Raw genomic sequence first — 20538 nt, forward strand, 5'->3', positions numbered from 1 at the left:
TGCCGCTCAGCCCTCGACGCCGGTGGTGGTGTGGGCCGCGCCGACCGGCTTGGACTCCGGCGAGCCGCGCTGGCGAAGGTAGATCGAGAGGATGGCCATCGAGGCGACGGCGAGCAGTTCGGACTGCCAGTTCTGCAGGGTCCGGTTCCAGAAGTCGGGCTCGGTCAGGTACCGCGGCCACGATACCGGATCCTGCAGCTGGCTGAGCTGCCGCTCGTTGAACGCCACCACGCCGGCGATCGACTGGGCGAGCCAGGACAGCAGGAAGATGGTCCCCATGACCAGGCCGAGCGAGTTGGCGTAGAGCGACCGGCGCCAGCCCGTGCGGCGGGCCGGGCGGGGTGACTCGGAGGTGCTGTACGGGCCGACCTTCTGCTCCTGGTCGGTCTCGCCGCCCGCCTTGTCCGGCGGCTTCGACTCGGGCGAGCCGCGCTGCACCAGCCACACCGTGAGCACGATGTACAGGAAGAACTGCAGGTATTCCGACTGCCAGTTCTCGGCGACATCGGCCGCGAATGAGGCCGATGTCAGGTAACGGCCGAGCGACACCGGCGGCAGGCCGTCGGTGAGCTGGTCGGCGTTGAACTGCGCGTGACCGGAGACCGCCTGCCCGGCCAGGGCGAGCAGGAACAGCCCGCCGAACACCAGGCCCAGCGAGTTGCCGCGCAGCCACCGGCGCACCGCGGTCATCGGTGCAGCAGCCCGATCGTGATGAAGTACAGCAGCCCCAACCCGATCACGGTCAGGCACAGCGCGAACTGGGTCCGCATCTCAACCTCCGTGGACCGTACAGTCGTATGGCCGCTCGCCGCGCGGACGGCACCCGGCCGCGGCGACCCGCCACCCGCCGGGAAACATCGCCAGGAACAGCGTGCCGGCGTCGGCGCCGACGACCACCTTCGCCCACTGCCCGTCGACGGTCACGCCGGTCACCGCGGCCGGGGCCGGCAGGTCCTCGCCGGTGATGGCTTCCGGGCACGGGCGCCCCGCCGAGCGGGCCACCTCGGCGGCGGTCTCCGGGGCCAGCAGCGCGCACGCGGCGGACCCGTCGCCGTCCTGGTGCGCGCGTAGCAGCGCCTCCGCGGCGTCACCGGCCGCGGCCGAGCCGGGCGTCGCCCCGCACCCCGCCACCGCGAGCAGCAGGATCGCCGCGGGCAGCAGCCTGATCTTCACGTCCGACCCTTGCCCGTTACCGGAGGTCTCGACACATGTCCGCCGGAAACGGCCGTTTGGTGTACCCGATCGCGTGCGGGGCATCACCACAGTGCAGGGATGGCGATGGGCCGAAGGAGGACACGATGCCGGCTGGATCGAATGCCAAGCGGGAACGGCAGTACGAGCACATCAGGGACAGCGTCAAGCAGCGCGGCGGCTCCACCAAGCGGGCCGAGGAGATCGCCGCCCGCACCGTGAACAAGGAGCGGGCGCGGGCCGGGGAGTCGCGGACCGCCAGCCGCTCGTCGCTGCAGGACGTGTCGTCGGGGCACCGGGGCGGCAAGCGGTCGCACAGCGGGGCTCAGGGGCGTACCAAGGAACAGCTCTATAACGAGGCGAAGCAGCGCAACATCAAGGGCCGGTCCAGCATGAGCAAGGCCGAGCTGGAGAAGGCACTGGCGCGCTGAGGTTAGGACGCGGCGCCACCCGGTGGTGCCGCGCCGCCGCTTGGGTCGAGCCGGTCGTCGCCGGCAACGTCCCGTTCTGCGACCGCAGCCCTCGGCGGCATGCTGCGCCACCCGTCGTGGCGCGGCCCGCATGCTGTGCCGCCCGTCGTGGCGCGGCCCGCATGCTGTGCCGCCCTTCGTGGCGCGGCCTGCGGGCCGACCGCGACGTGGCCTCGTCGCGCTAGGGCGGTGGGGTGGCGGCGCGGGCCAGAATGCCGACGGCGGCGAGGGCGCAGGCGGCGGCGATCGCGTACAGCGTTCCGGGGTAGCCGGTGAGGGTGGTGAGACCGGCGGCGGCGAGCGGGGCGCCGGCCTTGGCGAGGGTGACCGGGGTACTGAGGGTGCCGGCGATCGTGGCGTAGGCGATGGTGCCGTACCGGTCGGCGAGCAGCGCGGGGGAGGCGAGCGACGCCACGCCGAACCCGATCCCGAAGGCGATCACGCCCGCGGCCGCGCCGGCCCTGCTGCCGGCGATGAACGGCAGCGCGGCGGCGGCGACGGCCTGGACGCCGAACACGGCGGCGACGACCGCGGCCAGCGGCATGCGGCGGCGGGCGCCGGTGAGCAGCAGGCGGCCGGTGACCGACAGCACGCCGAGGAGTCCGGCGGCGGTGGCGGCGAAGGTGGCCGGGTGGCCGCGGCCGACGAGGAAGCCGACGAGGTGCACGGTCATGGTGCTCATGGCGGCGCTGTGCGCGACGAAGGCGAGGGTGAGCCACCAGAACCGGCCGTCGCGGCGGGCTGCCCGGACCGCCGCCGTGCGCTGTGCCACGCTCGGCCGCGCCGTGTGGCCGACCGGGGAGGCCGGTGCACGGACAACGGCGGCGTGCAGCGGTACGGCGATCGCCGCGTACAGCGCGGCGAGGACGAGCAGGGTGGTACGCCAGCCGTGGCGGTGCTCGAGAAGCCCGGTGAGCGGCATGAAGATGGTGGAGGCGAATCCGGCTACGACAATCATGGCCAGCACGGCGCGCGGCCGCCGGTCGGTGTCGAACCAGGCGACGATGACGGCGGTGGCGGCGTCGTAGAGTGCCATGGCCATCGCGCCGCCGAGTGCGGCGAAGACGGCGTACAGCTGCCACAGCGCCTCGACCCGGGACCAGGCGACGAGGAGGAGTGCTCCGGTGGCGGAGCCGAGGGTCATGAGGGCACGGCCGCCGTGCCGGTCGAGCCACCGGCCGACCGGGATCGCGGCGGCGGCCCAGGCCAGGATCGCGGTGGTGAGGGCGCCGGTGACCGCGGCCGGGCCGGTGTGCAGGTCGGTGGCGATGGGCTGGAGCAGGACGGCGAAGGGGTAGTAGAGGCAGCCGTAGCCGATGGTCTGGGTGACGGCGAACGCGGCGACGATCCGCCACCCGTGGTATCCCGCCCGCCGGCCGCGACCGGTTGTGGTCGCGGCCGGCGGCGTGGTGGTGTCCATCCGCGCTGCGGTCAGCCGCAGCAGGTGTCGCCGGACCGCTGCTCCCCGCCGCTGCTGGTGATGGTCGCCAATTCGAGCGGGACGTTACTGCTGCACACTCCGGTCGCCGGCAGGTTCAGCCGTACGTCGCGCGCCGCGGTCCAGTCCCCGGCGAGCGCGGCGACGACGGAGCGGGCCTGCTCGTAGCCGGTGGCGAGCAGGAAGGTTGGTGCCCGGCCGTAGGACTTCGCGCCGACGGCGTAGTAGCCGGGCTCGGGGTGGGTGAGTTCGTCGACGCCGTGCGGCGGGACGGTGCCGCAGGAGTGTTCGTTGGGGTCGATGAGCGGGGCGAGGGCGCGGGTGGCGCCGAGGATCGGGTCGAGGTCGAGGCGCAGTTCGGCGGCGATGGTGTGGTCGGGCCGGAACCCGGTCGCGGCGACGATCCGGTCTGCGCTGATCTCGCGGGTGCCGTCGGTGGCGACGACCCGCCCGTCCGCGGTGGTGAGGGCCTGCACGGCGAAGCCGGTGACGAGCTCGACGGTACCGGCGTCGACGTGCTCGCGCAGGCGGGTGCCGATCGCACCGCGGGCCGGGAGGGCGTCGGCGGTCTCGCCGCCGTAGGTGCGGGCGGCGCTGTCCGAGCGGATCGCCCACACCACCGACGTCCCCGGCTCCTGGGTGGCGAGCTCGGCGAGGAACAGCAGCGTGTTCGCGGCCGAGTGCCGGGCCCCGACGACCAGTGTCCGCCGCCCGGCGAACCGGTCCCGGTCGGCGCCGAGCACGTCGGGCAACGCCTGCTCGACATACGCCGCGGCGGCGTGCTCGCCACGCGCGGGGATGCCCGACGCGACGAGAACGTTCGGCGTCGTCCAGGTGCCGGACGCGTCGATGACCGCCCGGGCCAGGATGTCCTCGCCGCTGTCAAGGCGGACGAGGAGCGGTGCCGTGTCGCGGCCGGCGGTACGCAGGCGGTCCACGCCGTACCGGGTGACGGCCCCAACCCGCGCGCTGTAGCGCACATGCGGCTTGAGCGCGGGCAGGTCGGCGAGCGGTTGCAGGTAGTCGGCGGCGAGCTGCGCGCCGGTCGGCAGGACCTCCGGGTCGGGCTCGACCCAGCCGGCATCGGTGAGGAGGCGGCGGGCGGCGGTGTCGATGTTGTACCGCCACGGCGAGAACAACCGGACATGGCCCCATTGCCGGACGGCGGCGGCGGGCCGGTCGCCGGCCTCGAGGACGGTACATGCGATCCCGCGTTCGACGAGGTTGGCGGCGGCGGCGAGGCCGACCGGCCCGGCGCCGATGACGACGACGGGCAGGCCGTCGAGCTGGTTGGTCATATCGGGTGCTCCTTCGATTGTCTAGAGAAGTGTCGAATCAACCGGGCGGACCATGCCCATGGTGTGGACGGGCCGCGGGTGGGTCGGTGTCAGCTGACGTGCGGGCTGCGGCGTTCGATGAAGACCACGTCGCGCCACCGGTTGCCCTGGTCGGCGTGGCGGCCGATGCGCTGGCGGATGCCGACGGTACGGAACCCGGCCGCGCGGTGCAGCGCGAGGCTGGCGGTGTTCTCTGGGAACACTCCGGACTGGATGGTCCAGATCCCGGCGGCGTCGGCGGCGGCGATGAGCGTGTCGAGCAGCGCCCGTCCGACGCCACGGCCCTGCGCGGCCGGGTCGACGTAGACGGAGTGCTCGACGACACCCGCGTACACGGCCCTGGCCGAGACGCGGGAGACGGCCACCCAGCCGATCACCGAGCCGGTGCCGTCGACGGCAACGAACCGGTGCTCGGGCAGCTTGCCGGCGTCGAAGGCCGGCCAGTCGGGGGCGGTGTGCTCGAAGCTGGCGTTTCCGCCGTCGATTCCCGCCTGGTAGATCGCCAGGACGGCGTCGGCGTCGGCGACGGTCATCGGCCGGATCAGGAACGCGGCGCGGGCGGGTGCGGCGGTCACTCGCAACCTCCGATCGGGGTCGGGGCCGGGCGGCCCATGACAACGTCGGCGGCGGACGGGAAGCACGCGATGCAGCGCTCGTTGATCCGGTAGTGCCGTGCCGTGCCGACCGGCTCGACGAGGACGAACCGGACCTCGGTGAGAATCTTCAGGTGCTGTGACACCGTCGACTGCGCCAGACCGACCGCCTTGACGAGATCGCCGACGCTCATCGGCCGGCCCTGCCGCGCGAGGTACTCCACGATCTGCACCCGCGACGGGTCGGCCAGAGCGCGGAACCACGACGCGTATGTCTCCGCCACCGCCCGGTTGAGCAGTTCGGTCACCATCCACCAACTTCATCGTTTATCGCCGATCTACGATGAAACGGTAGCCGGGCCGGCGGACAGGAGCAACCCGGTCGCCACGACCAGCCGCGCGACGGCGGCCAGGGTGCCGGTCTCGACGCGGTCCGGCGTGTCGCCGGGGCTGTGGTACCCGGCCATTCCGGCGCCGATCCCGGCCGAGGCGAGGCCGGCGGCGGCGTAGCGGCGGTTGTCGGAGGCGACCGGCCCGGCCACGAGGGGCATTCCGGTGTGCCGGCCGGCCTGGTCGAGCGCGGCGAGCAGGGCGTGCGCGGGGCCGCCGGCCTCGACCGCGGCCGCGGCGTGGAGGTGCCCGGCGCCGTCGACGTTGACGACCGTAGGCGCCGCCCCGGTCGCGCGTAACTGGGCGGCGTGATGCGCGGAGCCGAGCGCCCCGGCCTCCTCGCCGTCGAGCAGCGCGACGGCGAGCCCCACCGTGTCCGGGAGGACCTCGGCGAGCACGCCGGCGGCTTCCAGGACGACGGCGACGCCGCTGCCGTTGTCCGCCGCGGCCGGCTGGCGCAAGCCCGGGTGGTCGCCGACGCCGTCGTAGTGCGCGGCCAGCAGCAGATCGAGACCTCCGGCGGCGGGCCGCCACCGGGCGTGCACGTTGGTCGCGGGCACCTCGAGGCGGCGGATCGGCGTGTTGCCGGCGAACCGGCCGCCACCGGTGCTCGCCGCGTGCAGCACCGCCGTGTGCGTCGCGGTGTCAAGGGTGAGGATCGGCAGCGGGCCGGGGCCCGGGCCGGCGAGCATCGTGTACTGCCAGCCGTCCGCGTCGACACCGCGGCTGAGGAGCAGCCCGAGGGCGCCCTCGGCGTTGCCGTAGGCGTCGAACAGGGTCATGCCGGCCGGCACCGCCAGCCACCGCCCGGCTGGGGCGCCGCCGCCCGCGACCGCGAGCGCGCCACGGCGGATCAGCGGCTCGTCCGCGGACGCGAGGTGCACGGCGACCTGCTGACCGAACGTCAAGTGCCGCTCGGTTTCGTCCCCGGACCACGACACCGCGGGCGTGGTGTAGACCTCGGGGACGTGCGGCACCGTGAACGGCTTCAGGGTCACCACCGCGCCGGCGTCGGCGAGGTGCTGGGCCAGCCAGGCTCGGGCGGCCGCACCGCCGGCGCTGCCGACCCGCCGCCCGGCAAACGCGTCCCCGGCGAGAGCGTCGACCGTCGCGGCCATCCGCGCGCCGCTGATCCGCCCGAGCGCGGCCCGGAGCCGGTCGGCGACGGCGGCGGCGTTCTGCGGTGGGCGGGTGGGGGTGGTCATTCGCAGCAGCCCTGACCGGACGCGACGGCGCCGGCCTTCGCCGTGCTGCCGCAGCACGTCGACCCGGCCGCGGCGGGCTCGGGCAGGGCAAGGGTTGCGGCGGGCGGGTTGCCGCAACAGCCACCGGTCCCGGCGACGCTCAGCGCGGCGGCCGGGTCACCGGCGAACCCGCCGGCCGCGGTCGGCCCGGTTTGGGTGGTGGTCTCGCTCATGGCTGTGCTCCTTTGTTGGGCGGCGAAGGCTGGTCGGCGTGGGCCGGCCAGGTCGGTGAAATAGGCCTCGAGCCGTGCGGCGCGGCGCGGCGCGGCGCGGCCCGCGAAATCTGACGACTTCCTTGCCGACACCAGCCCTGTCTCGACGTCTGTCTAATCAGACGGTTGCACGCTGATTCGAGATCTGTCAACCTAGAGACATGTCGAAACAGGCGCCGGTGCTCACCCTCAGCGACCTCAACGCGGGTGAGCCGTGCTGCACCCCGTTGACGCGGCAGCGCCTTCCCGCGGAGACGGCCGCGGTGCTCGCGCCCGCGTTCAAGGCGCTCGGCGACCCGGTCCGGCTGCAGCTCATGTCGATGATCGCCTCCGCTGACGGCGGCGAGATCTGCGTGTGCGACCTCACCCCGGCGTTCGAGCTGTCCGGCCCGACCATCTCGCACCATCTGCGCACGCTGCGCGAGGCGGGCCTGGTCGACGCCGACCGGCGCGGAACTTGGGTGTACTACCGCGCCCGCGCCGGTGTCCTGCGCCAGCTCGCCGCGCTGCTGGCCATCGACGCGCCGCCCGCGTCGGACTGACCCATCGCCTCCTGGACGGCCGGCCGACCACCGCATCGCCCGCCCGGCGTCCGCGATCGCCCCCACTGGCAACACCAGCTCTGACAGGACCGCGCCTTCGTGAACCCGAACCTGTGGCGGCGCCTGCTCGCCGAGTGCACCGGCACCGCGCTACTCGTCACGGCCGTCGTCGGCTCCGGCATCATGGCCACCCGCCTCAGCGGCGACGTCGGCCTGCGGCTCCTCGAGAACTCCGTCGCCACCGCCTTCGCCCTCGGCGCGCTCATGCTCACCTTCGGCCCGGTCTCCGGCGCTTATTTCAACCCCGTCGTCTCCGCCGCCGACTGGTTTCTCGGCCGCCGTACCGGCACCGGGCTGACCGCCCGCGACCTCGCCGGTTACGTCGTCGCACAGGTTCTCGGTGCCATCGGCGGCGCGGTCCTGGCCGACCTGATGTTCAAGCTGCCTGCGCTCAGCTTCGCGGGTACCGCGCGCACCGGCGGCGACCTGTGGCTCGGCGAGGTCGTCGCCACCACCGGCCTGCTGCTGCTCATCTTCGCCCTCGCCCGCTCCGGCCGCGCATCCGCAACGCCGGCTGCGGTCGGCGCATACATCGGCGCCGCGTACTGGTTCACGTCCTCCACGTCGTTCGCCAACCCCGCCGTGACCATCGGCCGGGCCTTCACCGACACGTTCGCCGGCATCGCCCCGAGTTCCGTTCCGGGATTCATCGCGGCGCAGCTCGTCGGGCTCACCGTCGGCGTCGGGCTACTCCTCGCGCTCTACCCGTCGGCCGGCGGCGCTGCCGGTGACGTCACTGTCGCCCACCCGGACGACGAGTCCGTCCACTCCTGAACCACCCGACCGCACGCCAGCTCCGGAGGAACCACCAGATGAGCGCGAAGCCAACGGTACTGTTCGTGTGCGTGCACAACGCCGGCCGCTCGCAGATGGCCGCCGGCTGGCTGCGCCACCTCGCCGGCGACACCGTTGAGGTCCGCTCCGCCGGCTCCGAACCGGCCGATCGGATCAACCCGGTCGCCGTCGAGGCGATGCGCGAGGTCGGCATCGACATCACCGCCAGCACCCCGCGCAAACTCGACTGGGACACCGCCGAGTCCTCCGACGTGCTCATCACCATGGGCTGCGGCGACGTCTGCCCGGTCTTCCCCGGCAAGCGCTACCTGGACTGGCAGCTCGACGATCCCGCCGGGCAGGGCATCGACGCCGTCCGCCCGATCCGCGACGAGATCCGCCGCCGCGTCGAGCAGCTCATTAGCGAGCTGCCCCTCAACGCCTGACCACGCCGGCGCGTCGGCGTCGGTCCGTCGGTCCGTCGGTCCGTCGGCGTTGGTCGTCGGCGTTGGTCGTCGGCGTTGGTCGTCCGCGTTGGTCGTCCGCGTTGGTCGTCCGCGTCTCGGCTCGACTCCGCCCTCGACGCGGGGCCCACCGGCGCCGAGCGCAGCGGACTGCTGCACGCATCTCCGACATCCGCCTTGGGCGGCGGCTCCGGGCGGGGCCACGATCGCCTGGATGGCTGGGTCCGTGGCCGTGCATTCAACCCCTTTGCCATCGGTACTTCGCCGCGTGCGTTCCGAAGCCGCCACCTTCAGCGGTCGTCGGCCGAACTTCGTGACGTGCAGCAGTCGTCGGTACAGCTGACGTTCGCGCCGGGGTTGGCGGCGCCGGCGAGCGGTGCGCAGCAGGTGTCGCCGCGCCAGGCGTCGCGGCCTTCCTTGGCGGCGACGGCGGCGATGGCCAGCGCGGCGATCGGGTCGGCCCAGCTCCAGCCGAACAGGCTGTTGAGGCCCAGGCCGACGAGCAGTACGGCGGACAGGTAGGTGCACAGCAGGGTCTGTTTGGAGTCGGCGACCGCGGTGCGCGAGCCGAGCTCGCGGCCGGCGCGGCGCTGGGCGTAGGACAGGCCCGGCATCACGGCCAGCGACACGGCGGCGAGGACCAGGCCGACGGTGGAGTGCTCGGCGTGGTCGCTGCCGAGGAGGCTGCGTACGGATTCGACGGTGACGTAGCCGGCGAGCGCGAAGAACGAGATGGCGATGATCCGCAGGGCGGTCTGCTCCCTGCGCTGCGGATCGCGGCCGGCGAACTGCCAGGCCACCGCGGCGGCCGAGGACACCTCGATCACCGAGTCCAGGCCGAACCCGATCAGCGCGGTGGAGCCCGCGGCGCCGCCCGCACCGATGGCGACCACGGCCTCGACGACGTTGTAGCTGATGGTGGCGGCGACCAGCAGCCTGATCCGGCGGCCCAGCACCGCGCGGCGGTCCGCGCTGGGACCGGCCGGTGCGACGGGGATCAGCGGGAGGTTCATCAGCAGCAGCCCTTGCCCGCCGAGTCGGGACAGGCCGCCGGGTCGACCGCGAGGACCAGGCCCAGCAGGTCGTCCAGGGCGTGCCGGATGCGGGTGTCGGCCAGCTCGTAGCGGGTACGCCGACCCTCGGGGACGGCGACGACCAGCCCGCAGCCGCGCAGGCATGCGAGGTGGTTGGACAGGTTCTGCCGGGTCACGCCCAGCAGGTCGGCCAGCTCCGCCGGGTACCCGGGCGCGTCGCGCAGCGCGAGCAGCAGCCGGGCCCGGGTGGCGTCCGACAGGGCATGACCGAAGCGGGCGAGGACCTGCCCGTGTGTCACGGTCTCCATCACACAACAGTACAGCGGATTCTGTATTCAGCGGAAGCTGTATCCATGATGGCCGAGCTGGCGGCGCCACCCCGGACGGGCGATTGGCCACTAGGGGCGGCGGATGCGATGTGTACGATCGTACGCATGCCGTTTGCCGATTCTGCCGAAGGCGATCCGCGCTCCATGCGTGAGCGGATGCTCGCCGGCGACCTGTACCGCGGGGCCGATCCGGAGCTGGAAGCCGAGATGCGCCAGGCGATGGTGCTCACCAAGGCGTTCAACGACAGCGACCCGGCCGACCCGGCGCGGCGGCGGGAGCTGTTGGAGCAGTTGCTCGGCTCCATCGGCGACGACGTCGAGATCCGCCCGCCGCTGCACGTCGACTACGGCAGCCACTTGTACGTCGGGGCGCGCACGTTTATCAACTTCGGGCTGATGGCTCTGGACGTGGCCACCATCCGGATCGGCGAGGACGTGCTGCTGGGGCCGAACGTGCAGCTGCTGACGCCGACCCACCCGATCGACCCGGAGCCGCGGCGGGCCAAGTGGGAGGCAGCGCGGCCGATCACGATCGGCGACAACGTGTGGATCGGCGGAATGGCGGTCATCTGCCCCGGCGTCACCATCGGGGCCAACTCGGTGATCGGCGCGGGCGCGGTCGTCACCCGGGACATTCCGCCCGACGTCGTCGCCGTCGGCAACCCGGCGCGCGTCGTGCGTTCCGTCCACGGCACATGACCGGCGGGCCGGACCGGCCGGAACCACACGTGACCGGTGGGCCGGAGCAGCAGCCGGAGCAGCCGAAACGGCACGAGACTGGCGGCCCGGACCAGCCGGAGCGGCCGAAACGGCACGCGGAGCGGCCGAAACGGCACGATAACGGCGGGCCGAAGCGACCGGAGCGGCACGTGACCGGCGGCCCGGACCAGCCGAAGCAGCCGAAACGGCAGGTGAGCGGCGGGCCGGAACCGCCGGAACCGCCGGAACCGCCGGAACCGCCGGAACCGCCGGAGCGGCCGAAACGGCGGTATGACCCGGATCGGCGGCAGCGGCTGATCGAGGTGACCCTGGATGTCATCGCCGTGCGCGGGGTGGCCGGCACCACCCACCGGCAGGTCGCACGAGCGGCGGACGTGCCGCTGGGGTCGGTGACGTACCACTTCGGCAGTCTCGGCGAACTCCTTGGGGCCGCTTTCACGCATTTGGCGCTGACGGCCGCAGAAGCGTTCGAGGCGCGGATGGCCGCCATCGAGCCCGGGGCCGGCGCCCCGGCCAAGGTCGTTGCGGCGATGCTGGACGACCTGGCCGGCAACCAGCGCAGCGCGGTGCTCACGTACGAGCTGTACGCCGCGGCCGCCCGTGACCCGGCCCTGCGGGTGATCACTCAGGGCTGGATGGACCGGACCCGGCGGTCGCTGCGGCGGCATTTCGACGCCGGTACCGCCGAGGTGCTCGACGCCATGATGGAGGGGCTAATACTGCACGCCACGCTCTCCACCGACCCGATCGACCCGGAGCGGATCCGGCGGGCGGTCGACCGGCTGGTCTTACGCCCGGACGGCAACACCGGCGCGACTGGCGTGACCGGTCCGACTGGCGTGACCGGTCCGACTGCGTGACTGGCGTAACGGGCGTAACGGGCCTGACTGGCCCGACTGGCGTGACTGGTCCGACTGCGTGACGGGCGTGACGGGCGTGACGGGCGTGACTGGTCCGACTGCGTGACGAGCGTGACTGGCCCGACTGGCGTGACTGGCCCGACTGGCGTGACTGGTCCGACTGCGTGACTGGCGTGACTGCGCGACCGGCCCGACCGGCCCGTAGGGCGATCTCGGGACGCCTGGCGCGCCACAGCCGACCTGCTACAAGTAGGGCGCGTCGGCGAATCCGTCGGGCCGGACGCGGACCGGGCCGGCCGGAGTGTCCACAGTGTGCCGCCGTCCGTCGTGCAGCAGGCTGAGGTCGAGGCCAGGCAGCCGGTGCCCGTGGTCGAGGCCGGCGATCCGCGCGGCCAAGGCACGGTGGTCCACCAATTCGGTGAAGACGGCCCTAAGCGCGTGCACGTCCTCGTCCGGCACGTACAGGATGCCCTGGGCGCGGGTGGACTGCAGGACGCGGGCGGCGACCGGGTGGCGCTCGGCGTGGTAGGTGTCGAGCAGTTCGTCGCCGGACTCGCCGCGGATCACCTCGGCGAGTTTCCAGCCGAGGTTGAAGGCGTCCTGCAGGCCGAGGTTCAGGCCCTGCCCGCCGGAGGGGGAGTGGATGTGGGCGGCGTCGCCGGCGAGGAAGATGCGGCCGGTGCGGTACCGGACGGCCTGGCGGGTGGCGTCGGTGAACCGGCTGGCCCAGCGGACCTCGCCTAGGCGCAGCCCGTCGGCCGCGAGTGCGTCGGCGATCTCCGCGTCGGGGATCGGCGCGTCGCGGCCGGCTGCCATCTGCACCGGGCCGGCGGCGAGGACCCGGTAGAGGCCGGCGCCGAGGGGCAGCACGGTGAGCATGCCGTCGCCCCGTGGCGCGGGCAGCTCCCACGTGGACGGGCCGTCGCCGGCTAGGGTGACGTCGGCGACAAGTGCGCACATCCGGCCGTCGCGGCCGGCGAAGTCGACGCCGGCCTGTTTGCGCACGACGCTGTGCGCGCCGTCGCAGCCGGCGAGATAGCCGGCCCGGCGGCCGTTGACGGTGACGCCGTCCGCGTCCTGAGTGCACTCGATGACCGGCTCGCCGTGGCGGATGTCCACGCCGAGGCCGCGGGCCCACTCGGCGAGGCGCTGCTCGACCTTGGCCTGAGGAATGCCGATCTGGTACGGGTACGGCGTGCTCAACCCCGCATAGTCGAGCGGGATGCCGGCGAAGTGTCCGCGCGGCAGTAGCGCCGGCGCGACGGCGAGCAGGTCGTCGAGCAGCCCGCGGGAGGCGAGCACCTCCGCCGAGCGGGGCTGCAGGTTGAGGGCCTTGGACTGGCCGCTGCGGGCGGGCAGGCTCTCCAGGACGGTGACCCGGGCGCCGCCGAGGGCCAGTTCGCCGGCCAGCATCAGCCCGGTCGGTCCGGCCCCGGCGACGATCACATCGGTCTGCACGGTGCGCTCCTGTTCAGCCGCGCAGGTTGCGGCGCTCGGCATACCAGAGGTGGAAGAGCGACGATCACATCGGTCCGCACGGTGCACTCCTGTTTAGGCGCAAAGGTTGCGGCGCTCGGTGGGCCGGTGGTGGAAGAGCGACAATCACATCGGTCTGCACGGTGCTCTCCCGTTCAGGCGCGCAGGTTGCGGCGCTTGCTGTACCAGAGGTGGAAGATCCCCGTCGGCACGACGATCACCGGCCAGCTGGCGTTGAGCACGGCCGGCGCCAGGTCGAGCGGCAGCAGGTACGCGCCGATCAGCGTGACGACGACATTGAGCAGGCCGGCGCAGCCCCAGACGAAGGTGAGCACCCGCATGCCGTGGCGGAACTCCCGGTCGGTGTCCCACTTGGACTCCCACGCCCGCAGCCCCTCCGGGCCGACCTTGGCCAGGACGAAGGCGCGGTAGATGTACATCGGGGCGGGCTTGCCGATCCAGACCGAGCCGAGCAGCCAGAGCGCGACGAGGCCGAAGACCATGCCGAGCCAGGCGTCGCGGATGAGCATGGTCCGGGCGTCGCCGGTCATCACCGAGATGACGAGGCTGAGCGCGACGATGGAGATGACGAAGACGGCGAGCAGGTCGACGGTGCGGGTGCGGACGAACCTGATCAGCACCGAGACCACCGGCACGACGCCGGAGAGCAGGAGCGACCACCATTGGTCGACGCCGGCGGCGCGCAGGCCGTAGTACACGATGAGCGGCAGGGCCAGGTCCAGGAACAGCTGCCTGGCCAGCCCACTGCGGGTGGCGGTCTCGGTCACGGCTGCACCTTCCGGGTCGCGAGGGTGAACAGGGCGACCAGCTCGGCCGCGTAGGCGTGCGGGTCGAGGTCGGGGACCGAGGCGGCGGCGTCGATCGCGGCCCGCAGCGTCACCGCCATCACGGCCGGGTCGAACTCGCGGAAGTCGCCCGCCTGCTGGCCCTCGCGGAACAGCACGATGAGGCGGGTGGTCGGGTCGTCGAAATCGTCCGGGCGCACGAGGGGAGTGCCGTCCTCGGCGCGGGCGTTCGCCGCGATCTCGATGACCGCCCGGATGGCGGTCGGGTGCTCGGCGAGGAACTGGAGGTTCGACTCGATGTAGACCGTGAGGAGCTCCTGGCGGCCCTCGGCGGCGCGCAGCCGTTTTTGCATGAATTCGGCCGCATCGGTGAGCACGGCCCCGACGACGGCCCGGACCAGCTCGGCCTTGTCGTCGAAGTGGTAGGAGATGAGCCGGGTGCTGCTGATCCCGGCCCGCTTGGCGATCCGCGCGAACGAGGCGTTGCCGTAGCCCAGTTCGGCGATCGTGTCGATCGCGGCGGTGACGATCTGGGCGCGCCGGGCGCCGGCCGTCACGGAGTCGTTTACTCGCATGAGTAACTTTTTACTCATGCGAGTAACGGTTGTCAAGCGCGGGCGGCGCGGGATTCCAGGTACTGCTGTTCGGGGCGGCTCAGGGTCTGCCGGGCGGCCAGCCGGTACTGCTCCCGCGCGCCCTCCCGGTCGCCGGTCTGCTCCAGCAGGTGGGCGCGCACGGCCGCGGTGCGGTGGTGGCGGGCGAGCGCCGGGTCGGCGGCGACGGACTCGAGTTCCGCCAGCGCGGCGGCAGGACCGTCGACCATCGCTAGGGCCACGATGCGGTTGAGCGTGACCATCGGGCTGGGGGCGAGGTGGTCCAGCAGGCCGTACAAGATGAGGATCTGCTTCCAGTCGGTGTCCTCGGCGCGCGGGGCCTCGTCGTGGATCGCGGCGATCGCCGCCTGCAGCTGGAACGGGCCGATCCGGGCGCTGGTCAGGGTGCGGGTGATGAGCGCGACGCCCTCGGCGACGGCGGCCGCGTCCCACCGGCCGCGGTCCTGCTCGGCGAGCGGGACCAGGGTGCCGTCCGGGCGGGTGCGGGCGGGGCGGCGGGCGTCGGTGAGCAGCATCAGCGCGAGCAGGCCGGCCACCTCGCCGTCGTCGGGCAGGCGCCGGTGCAGCTGCCGGGTCAGGCGGATCGCCTCGCGGGTCAGTTCGACCCGGTTGAGCGCGTCGCCGGAGCTGGCCGTGTAGCCCTCGTTGAAGATCAGATACAGCACCTGTCGTACCGCCGTGAGCCGCTCGTCCGACGCCGGTAGGTCGAAGCGGGTGCCGGTGTCGCGGATGCGCTGCTTGGCCCGGCTGATCCGCTGCCCGACGGTGGCCTCCGGCAGCAGCAGCGCGCGGGCGATCTCGGCCGTGCTGAGCCCGCCGACCGCCCGCAGGGTGAGCGTGACCTGGGCCGGCACGCTCAGCGCGGGATGGCAGCACAGCAGCAGCAACGCCAGCTCGTCGTCGCCGCGGGCCGGCGGCGGGGACTCGTGCCCGACCGACTCCTCGCGGCGCCGGCGGGCCGTCTCGGTGCGCAGCAGCTCCACCCGGCGGCGGCTCGCGACGGTGATCAGCCAGTTGCGCGGCTGCTCCGGCACGCCGGTCTGCGGCCATTGCCGCGCCGCCGCGATGAGCGCCTCCTGCACCGCGTCCTCGCAGGCCTCGAAGTCGCCGTACCGGCGGAAGACGGCCGCCAGGACCTGCGGCGCGCACTCGCGCAGCAGGTCCGGCAGCCCCGTTACAGGTCCCACGTGCTCATGTCGAGGACCGGCCGCACCTCGACCCGCGTGTACGCGGCGTCCGGCGCCTTCGCGGCCCACGCGACCGCCTCGTCGAGGTCGGCCACGTCGATCAGGTACAGGCCGGCCAGGTGCTCCTTGACCTCGGCGTACGGGCCGTCGGAGGTGATCGTCCGGCCGTCGCGGACCGACACCTGGGTGGCCAGTGCCGGGTCGCCGAGCCCCTCGCTCACCACCAGCACGCCGGCCTCGCGCATCTCCTCGGTCAGCCGCAGGTGGCCCAGGCCGAAGTCGGTGCGCTGCTGGTCGGAAAGCGTCTCCCACACCGCGAGGGACTCCGGGTTGGACTGGATCAGGATCAGGTACTTCATGCGATCTCCCTTTCGCTCACCCGGTACGTCGAAACCGGCCACCCCGGCTTCGACGTACCGGCATGGACGAGATCCGGGAAGTCATCGAGGCCAAGGCCGCGCTGCAGGAGCAGGGCGACGCCAAGGCCATCCTGGCGCACTACGCGCCGCGCTACGTGGAATTCAACCTCGCCCCGCCGCTGCGCCAGCCCGGCGACGGCGAGGACCCGGCCGCGCTGGAGGCCTGGATGGCCACCTTCGAGACGCCGCCCCGCCACGAGGTCACCCGGCTGGAGATCACCACCGACGGCGACGTGGCCTTCGCGACCAGCCTCGACCGCCTCAGCGCCGTCCCGCGCGGTGGATCAGAGCCATTCACCCTCTGGTACCGCGTGACGCTCGGCCTGCGCCGCATCGACGGCCGGTGGCTGGTGACGCACGAACACGAGTCGGTGCCGTTCGCGATGGACGGCTCGTTCCGGGCGTGCACCGGCCTCACCCCCGACGACTGAGCGGCGCCGGCCGCGCGCCGTGTGCGTCGGGCCGGGTGAGGGCGGCTCGCGGGTGTGCGTCGGGCCGGGTGAGGGCGGCTCGCGGTGTGCGTCGGGCCGGGTGAGGGCGGCTCGCGGTGTGCGTCGGGTCAGGTGGTCGTCAGCCGAGCAGGCCCTGCCCGATCCAGCCGCCGTCGTCGCAGCCGGGCGGGATCGCGAACACGGCGGAGCCGATCGGGGTGATCCAGTCGTTGAGCAGGTCCGCCTCGGCCAGGTTGCGCTGGATGGGCAGGAACTGCCGGGCGATGTCGCGCTGGAACGAGGCGAAGACGAGCCCGGCGTCGGCGCTGCCGTCGGGGCCGGGCGGCTCGTCGTAGTTGTACGGGCGGCGGAAGATGCGCTGCCGGTCGTCCAGCACGTGGGCCCGGGCGGCGTGCGAGAACTCCGAGATGACCGGGAAGCCGTTGGCGGTGACGGCCTTCAGGTCGAGCGGGTCGTGCTCGGCCCGGCCGGTCAGCGGGGCGCCGTCGGACAGCCGGCGGCCGACCGAGAACTCCTTGCCGGCGGTGTCGGCGGCGTCCCACGTCTCGAGCTCGGCGCGGATGCGGCGCAGGACGAGCGTGGTGCCGCCGGCCCGCAGCCAGCCGGGGCCGTCGTCGGTCCACACCGCGCCGGCGAACACTGGGGTGCCGGGGAGCGGATTGGCCGTGCCGTCGACCTGGCCGAGAATGTTGCGCTGGGTCACGCCGTCGTCCTGCATGCCGCGGCCCCGCCGGAACCCGCGCTGCACCCAGCGGACGGTCGCGAACGCGCGGGCGTCCTTGACGAGCATGCGCTGGGCGTGGGCGACGGTGACGGGGTCGTCGGCGCACAGCTGCAGCAGCAGGTCGCCGCCGGACCACTGCGGCTGGAGCTTGTCGATCGCGAACGGCGGCAGCTGTTGCAGCGAGGCCGGGCGCTGCGCGGTCAGGCCGGCCGCGTCGAACAGCCCCGGCCCGAAGCCGAACGTCACGGTGAGCCGGGCCGGGACCGCGGCGAGCTCGGGCTGCCCGTCGGCCAGCGGCGCGACGCCCCGGGTGAGCCGGGCGGCGTCGTCGGTGAGCAGCCGCATGAGCCGGCCCAGCGCCTCCCGGTCGACGCCCGGCCTGAGCGTGAGCCCGACGAACGCGGCGTGCGCCTGCGCGGGAGTCTCGATGCCCGCCTGATGGGTACCGTGGAACGGCACCACTTCGGTGCCATAGTCCACAGTGGACGTGGCTGGGGTGCGTGCGGCCGGACCGGGCCGGGCCGCCGCCGTCACGGCCGCACCGGCGACGGCGCCGCCGACGGTGAGCGCGCCCCCGGTCAGCAGGGCGCGCCGGCTGACCGGGGGTGGGGTGCGGTCGGTCATGTCAGCCCATCGAGCCCATGCTCGGCTGGTAGGACTCGTTGCCGCCGGCGAAGTCCTTGCCCAGCGCGGTGAACCGGACGGTGCCGCCGTCCTTGAGGGTCAGCGTGAACGTCACCTCGGTGCCGGGCTTCACCGGCGTCTTGACGTCCATGAGCATGAGGTGGTCGCCGCCGGGCTTGAACTCGTGGCTGCCCTTGGCCGGGATCGTGAAGCCGCCCTCCTTGGGCTTCATGGCCATCTTCCCGTCGACCATCGTGGTCTCGTGCAGCTCCATCAGCGGCGAGGCCGTCGACGTCGCCGCCACGACGGTGACGTCCTTGTCGGTGGTGTTCAGCAGGGTGCCGTAGGCGGCCGACATGCCGGAGTCGGCGGTCTTCACCCACTGGTCCCGCATCATGAGCGCCGGCTGCTGAGCGGCGGACGGCGGCGCTGCCGGGGTGGCCGGGGTGGCCGGGGTGGCCGCGCCGGTGCCGCAGCCGGTGAGCGCGAGCATCAGTAGGGCGCCGGAAATGGGCAGGGTGAAGCGCATCGAGCAGGCCTCCGTACTGTGTGGACAGTCATCGTGATAGTCGCCGCCGGATGGCCTAAAGTTCCCGGCATGCGACTGCGTTCGACAATCGGTGGTGTCCTCGCCGCGGCGGTGCTGGTGCTGTTCGTGCCCGGGCCGGCGTGGGCCCATTCGACGCTGCTGCGCAGCGATCCGGCCGACGGGTCCACGGTGAGCACGCCGCTGACCGCCGTCTCGCTGACGTTCAACGAGGGCGTGAAACAGCGATTCAGCACGATCGTGGTGACCGGGGCCGACGGAAAGTCCTATGTGGACGGCACACCGCGGGTCGTGGACAAGACGCTCAGTCAGGCGGTGCAACCGCTGCCGGCCGGTGCGGTGACGGTCGCCTGGCGCACGGTCTCGGCCGACGGGCATCCGATCGAGGGCCGGTTCACCTTCACCAACGCCGCGGGGACACCGGCCGCGCCGTCGACCGAGGCCGTCGCGTCGCCGGCCGTGGCGTCGCCGGCCGTCGCGACTCAGGCCGCCCCGACGCGGAACACGGCGGCCGGCGACGGCTCGGGCGGGTTGCCCTGGGTCGTCGCCGGCGTGGTCGCGGTCGTGGTGCTCACCGCCGGCGCAGTGCTGTGGCGGCGCCGAACGATGCGTCGAGGATGAGGAACGCCAGCAGGGTGATGCCGAACGCGGGCAGCGCCCAGCCGACCGCGGCGGTGGCCAGGATTCCGGCGACGAGCAGCGGAAGACGCAGCCGGCGCCACGCCCCTCGGGCCGGCGGCGGGCCGACGACGGCTCGGCGGGTGCCGCGGGTCGGGCGGCGCTGCCACCACATGCGGTAGCCCCACACGATGACGCAGAGCAGGCCGATGGCGAGCGCGGCGAGCAGGAGCTGGTTCGCCAGGCCGAACAGGTACCCCATGTGGGCCTGGATCCCCAGCGCGCTCAGCTTGGCCAGCAACGGCCAGTCGGCGTAGTCGGTGCGGTGCACGACCGTGCCGGCGACCGGGTCGACGGCGAGCTTGTCGAAGTGGACCGGCCACACGTTGTCGTTCTCGACCACCGACCAGGCCGAGGCGGCGTCGGCCGGCGGGTACAGCTCCATCGGCCCGGTGATCCCGTGCTCGCGGGCGATGTGCAGCACCGCGTCGACCTGGGCCGGATCGGCGGCGCCCGCGGCCGGCGCCTCGCCGTGGTGCGCGCTCGCGGCGGGTGCGGCGCCGCCGGTCAGGGACGTGTCCAGGGCGGGGCGGCCGGCGTCGAGCTGGTCGAGGGCCGCGCTGAAGTTGCCGCCGGCGTAGGTGGACCAGGTCAGGCCCGTCGCGGACAGGAACAGCAGGCCCACGACGAGCCAGATGCCGGTGGCGGCGTGGAAGCCACGGGTGCGGCGTACACCCTTGGCTGCTTTGAGGTCGTAGAACAGCGTGGCGTCCACGCGGCCGCGGGTGCGGCGGGTTTCGGCGCGCCGTCGCCACTGGCGGTTGCACCACAGGATCAGCCCGCCGAGGACGAGGACCCACAGCCAGCTGGCGGCGGTCTCGGAGTACAGGGTGCCCGCCTCGCCCAGGTGCAGGCCCGTGTGCAGGTCGTCCAGCCAGGTCATCAGCGGCGTCTCGCCGAACCAGGTGGTCAGCTGACCGCGCACCACGCCCGTGTACGGGTCGACGTACACAGTGTGCTGCTTCTCGCCCAGCTCCGGCACGGAGAACACGACGCGGGTGGTGGCGTCGGGGGCCGCGGCCGGAAGGACCGCCGCGAGGGTTCCGCCGGGATGGGCCGCGATCGCCGCGGCGACCTGGTCCGACAGCGGCTTGGGCAGACCGGGGCCGACCTGCTCGACGTGCAGTTCCTTGTCGTAGACCAGGGCGTCGAGCTGCGGGGTGAACGCGAACAGCAGCCCGGTCAGCGCGGCCGTGGCCAGCAGCGGGGCGACCAGGATGCCGCCGTAGAAGTGCAGGCGGGTCAGCAGTGGGACGATCGACCAGGTGCGGCCCGTGGCGGCGGGCCGGTCCGGCGAGACTTCGGCCGGCGGCGAGACATCGGTGGCGATGGACATGTTCGGTAGTCGCCCCA

26 protein-coding genes are annotated in these 20538 nt (G+C 73.2%); 8 read left to right on the forward strand and 18 right to left on the reverse strand.

All coding sequences use genetic code 11. The annotated features are described in order from the left end of the window. Window positions 1–6 precede the first annotated feature (6 nt). Window positions 7–690: a DUF6766 family protein gene (locus ACQP00_RS25285; protein ID WP_433223118.1), complete on the reverse strand. Its 684-nt coding sequence runs from the start codon at window positions 688–690 to the stop codon at window positions 7–9. Window positions 691–771: 81 nt separating this feature from the next. Continuing rightward, on the reverse strand, window positions 772–1173 hold the full coding sequence (locus ACQP00_RS25290) for a hypothetical protein (protein ID WP_433223120.1): 402 nt from the start codon (window positions 1171–1173) through the stop codon (window positions 772–774). A 125-nt stretch (window positions 1174–1298) separates the two neighbouring features. Between ACQP00_RS25290 and ACQP00_RS25295 the strand changes: the two genes are divergently transcribed. Next, complete coding sequence (locus ACQP00_RS25295; RefSeq protein ID WP_433223121.1) at window positions 1299–1622, forward strand: plasmid stabilization protein; 324 nt, start codon at window positions 1299–1301, stop codon at window positions 1620–1622. A 220-nt stretch (window positions 1623–1842) separates the two neighbouring features. Here ACQP00_RS25295 and ACQP00_RS25300 read toward each other — a convergent pair whose 3' ends face one another. From ACQP00_RS25300 to ACQP00_RS25325, 6 genes are all read right to left on the reverse strand, one after another. Beyond that, window positions 1843–3081: an MFS transporter gene (locus ACQP00_RS25300; protein WP_433223123.1), complete on the reverse strand. Its 1239-nt coding sequence runs from the start codon at window positions 3079–3081 to the stop codon at window positions 1843–1845. 11 nt (window positions 3082–3092) lie between these two features. Further along, a complete protein-coding gene (locus tag ACQP00_RS25305; protein ID WP_433223125.1) occupies window positions 3093–4397 on the reverse strand; it encodes an FAD-dependent oxidoreductase in 1305 nt (434 codons plus the stop codon). A gap of 89 nt (window positions 4398–4486) precedes the next feature. Continuing rightward, window positions 4487–4969 carry an N-acetyltransferase family protein gene (locus ACQP00_RS25310; protein ID WP_433223977.1) on the reverse strand — a complete coding sequence of 161 codons (483 nt, stop codon included), beginning with the start codon at window positions 4967–4969 and terminating at the stop codon, window positions 4487–4489. 38 nt (window positions 4970–5007) lie between these two features. Further along, window positions 5008–5340, reverse strand: coding sequence for an ArsR/SmtB family transcription factor (locus ACQP00_RS25315; protein WP_433223127.1), 333 nt, complete (start codon window positions 5338–5340; stop codon window positions 5008–5010). Between the two features lie 27 nt (window positions 5341–5367). Continuing rightward, complete coding sequence (locus ACQP00_RS25320) at window positions 5368–6624, reverse strand: M28 family peptidase (RefSeq protein WP_433223129.1); 1257 nt, start codon at window positions 6622–6624, stop codon at window positions 5368–5370. Next, window positions 6621–6836: a hypothetical protein gene (locus ACQP00_RS25325; RefSeq protein ID WP_433223131.1), complete on the reverse strand. Its 216-nt coding sequence runs from the start codon at window positions 6834–6836 to the stop codon at window positions 6621–6623. The genes ACQP00_RS25320 and ACQP00_RS25325 overlap by 4 nt, the downstream gene beginning before the upstream one ends. A 200-nt stretch (window positions 6837–7036) precedes the next feature. Between ACQP00_RS25325 and ACQP00_RS25330 the strand changes: the two genes are divergently transcribed. From ACQP00_RS25330 to ACQP00_RS25340, 3 genes are all read left to right on the forward strand, one after another. Beyond that, window positions 7037–7417, forward strand: a complete 381-nt coding sequence (locus ACQP00_RS25330; RefSeq protein ID WP_433223133.1) for an ArsR/SmtB family transcription factor — start codon at window positions 7037–7039, stop codon at window positions 7415–7417. A gap of 99 nt (window positions 7418–7516) precedes the next feature. Next, window positions 7517–8251 carry an aquaporin gene (locus ACQP00_RS25335; protein WP_433223135.1) on the forward strand — a complete coding sequence of 245 codons (735 nt, stop codon included), beginning with the start codon at window positions 7517–7519 and terminating at the stop codon, window positions 8249–8251. 38 nt (window positions 8252–8289) lie between these two features. Further along, window positions 8290–8697 carry an arsenate reductase ArsC gene (locus ACQP00_RS25340; RefSeq protein ID WP_433223137.1) on the forward strand — a complete coding sequence of 136 codons (408 nt, stop codon included), beginning with the start codon at window positions 8290–8292 and terminating at the stop codon, window positions 8695–8697. 308 nt (window positions 8698–9005) lie between these two features. Here ACQP00_RS25340 and ACQP00_RS25345 read toward each other — a convergent pair whose 3' ends face one another. Both ACQP00_RS25345 and ACQP00_RS25350 read right to left on the reverse strand, forming a co-directional pair. Next, window positions 9006–9728: a cation transporter gene (locus ACQP00_RS25345; protein WP_433223139.1), complete on the reverse strand. Its 723-nt coding sequence runs from the start codon at window positions 9726–9728 to the stop codon at window positions 9006–9008. Next, entirely contained in the window at window positions 9728–10057 is a 330-nt protein-coding gene (locus ACQP00_RS25350) for an ArsR/SmtB family transcription factor (RefSeq protein ID WP_433223141.1), read from the reverse strand. The genes ACQP00_RS25345 and ACQP00_RS25350 overlap by 1 nt, the downstream gene beginning before the upstream one ends. 45 nt (window positions 10058–10102) lie before the next feature. Between ACQP00_RS25350 and ACQP00_RS25355 the strand changes: the two genes are divergently transcribed. Continuing rightward, complete coding sequence (locus tag ACQP00_RS25355; RefSeq protein WP_433223143.1) at window positions 10103–10777, forward strand: sugar O-acetyltransferase; 675 nt, start codon at window positions 10103–10105, stop codon at window positions 10775–10777. Between the two features lie 323 nt (window positions 10778–11100). After that, window positions 11101–11658, forward strand: a complete 558-nt coding sequence (locus ACQP00_RS25360) for a TetR/AcrR family transcriptional regulator (RefSeq protein ID WP_433223145.1) — start codon at window positions 11101–11103, stop codon at window positions 11656–11658. 243 nt (window positions 11659–11901) lie between these two features. Here the strand turns inward: ACQP00_RS25360 and ACQP00_RS25365 are convergent, their stop codons facing one another. From ACQP00_RS25365 to ACQP00_RS25385, 5 genes are all read right to left on the reverse strand, one after another. Continuing rightward, window positions 11902–13116, reverse strand: coding sequence for an FAD-dependent monooxygenase (locus tag ACQP00_RS25365; RefSeq protein ID WP_433223147.1), 1215 nt, complete (start codon window positions 13114–13116; stop codon window positions 11902–11904). A gap of 173 nt (window positions 13117–13289) precedes the next feature. After that, a complete protein-coding gene (locus ACQP00_RS25370; protein WP_433223149.1) occupies window positions 13290–13922 on the reverse strand; it encodes a VC0807 family protein in 633 nt (210 codons plus the stop codon). After that, on the reverse strand, window positions 13919–14515 hold the full coding sequence (locus tag ACQP00_RS25375) for a TetR/AcrR family transcriptional regulator (RefSeq protein ID WP_433223151.1): 597 nt from the start codon (window positions 14513–14515) through the stop codon (window positions 13919–13921). Before ACQP00_RS25375 ends, ACQP00_RS25370 begins: the two co-directional genes overlap by 4 nt. A gap of 32 nt (window positions 14516–14547) precedes the next feature. Further along, the gene (locus ACQP00_RS25380) at window positions 14548–15741 is read right to left on the reverse strand and encodes an RNA polymerase sigma factor (protein ID WP_433223153.1); all 1194 of its coding nucleotides are present in this window, start codon (window positions 15739–15741) and stop codon (window positions 14548–14550) included. Then, window positions 15729–16100 carry a YciI family protein gene (locus tag ACQP00_RS25385; RefSeq protein WP_433065011.1) on the reverse strand — a complete coding sequence of 124 codons (372 nt, stop codon included), beginning with the start codon at window positions 16098–16100 and terminating at the stop codon, window positions 15729–15731. The genes ACQP00_RS25380 and ACQP00_RS25385 overlap by 13 nt, the downstream gene beginning before the upstream one ends. Before the next feature lie 62 nt (window positions 16101–16162). On the opposite strand from ACQP00_RS25385, the gene ACQP00_RS25390 reads away from it, so the two are divergent. Next, window positions 16163–16591: a YybH family protein gene (locus ACQP00_RS25390; RefSeq protein WP_433223155.1), complete on the forward strand. Its 429-nt coding sequence runs from the start codon at window positions 16163–16165 to the stop codon at window positions 16589–16591. Window positions 16592–16730: 139 nt separating this feature from the next. Here ACQP00_RS25390 and ACQP00_RS25395 read toward each other — a convergent pair whose 3' ends face one another. Both ACQP00_RS25395 and ACQP00_RS25400 read right to left on the reverse strand, forming a co-directional pair. Beyond that, the gene (locus tag ACQP00_RS25395; RefSeq protein WP_433223157.1) at window positions 16731–17960 is read right to left on the reverse strand and encodes a Dyp-type peroxidase; all 1230 of its coding nucleotides are present in this window, start codon (window positions 17958–17960) and stop codon (window positions 16731–16733) included. Between the two features lies 1 nt (window position 17961). Beyond that, a complete protein-coding gene (locus ACQP00_RS25400) occupies window positions 17962–18489 on the reverse strand; it encodes a copper chaperone PCu(A)C (protein ID WP_433223159.1) in 528 nt (175 codons plus the stop codon). Between the two features lie 69 nt (window positions 18490–18558). Here ACQP00_RS25400 and ACQP00_RS25405 point away from each other — a divergent pair, with 69 nt between their 5' ends. Continuing rightward, the gene (locus ACQP00_RS25405; protein WP_433223161.1) at window positions 18559–19128 is read left to right on the forward strand and encodes a copper resistance CopC family protein; all 570 of its coding nucleotides are present in this window, start codon (window positions 18559–18561) and stop codon (window positions 19126–19128) included. Here the strand turns inward: ACQP00_RS25405 and ACQP00_RS25410 are convergent. After that, a complete protein-coding gene (locus ACQP00_RS25410) occupies window positions 19079–20521 on the reverse strand; it encodes a PepSY-associated TM helix domain-containing protein (RefSeq protein WP_433223162.1) in 1443 nt (480 codons plus the stop codon). The genes ACQP00_RS25405 and ACQP00_RS25410 overlap by 50 nt on opposite strands. Window positions 20522–20538: the final 17 nt, after the last annotated feature.

Origin of the sequence: Dactylosporangium sp. CS-047395 (genome assembly GCF_050942185.1) — a bacterium.
In the GTDB taxonomy this organism is placed as follows: domain Bacteria; phylum Actinomycetota; class Actinomycetes; order Mycobacteriales; family Micromonosporaceae; genus Dactylosporangium.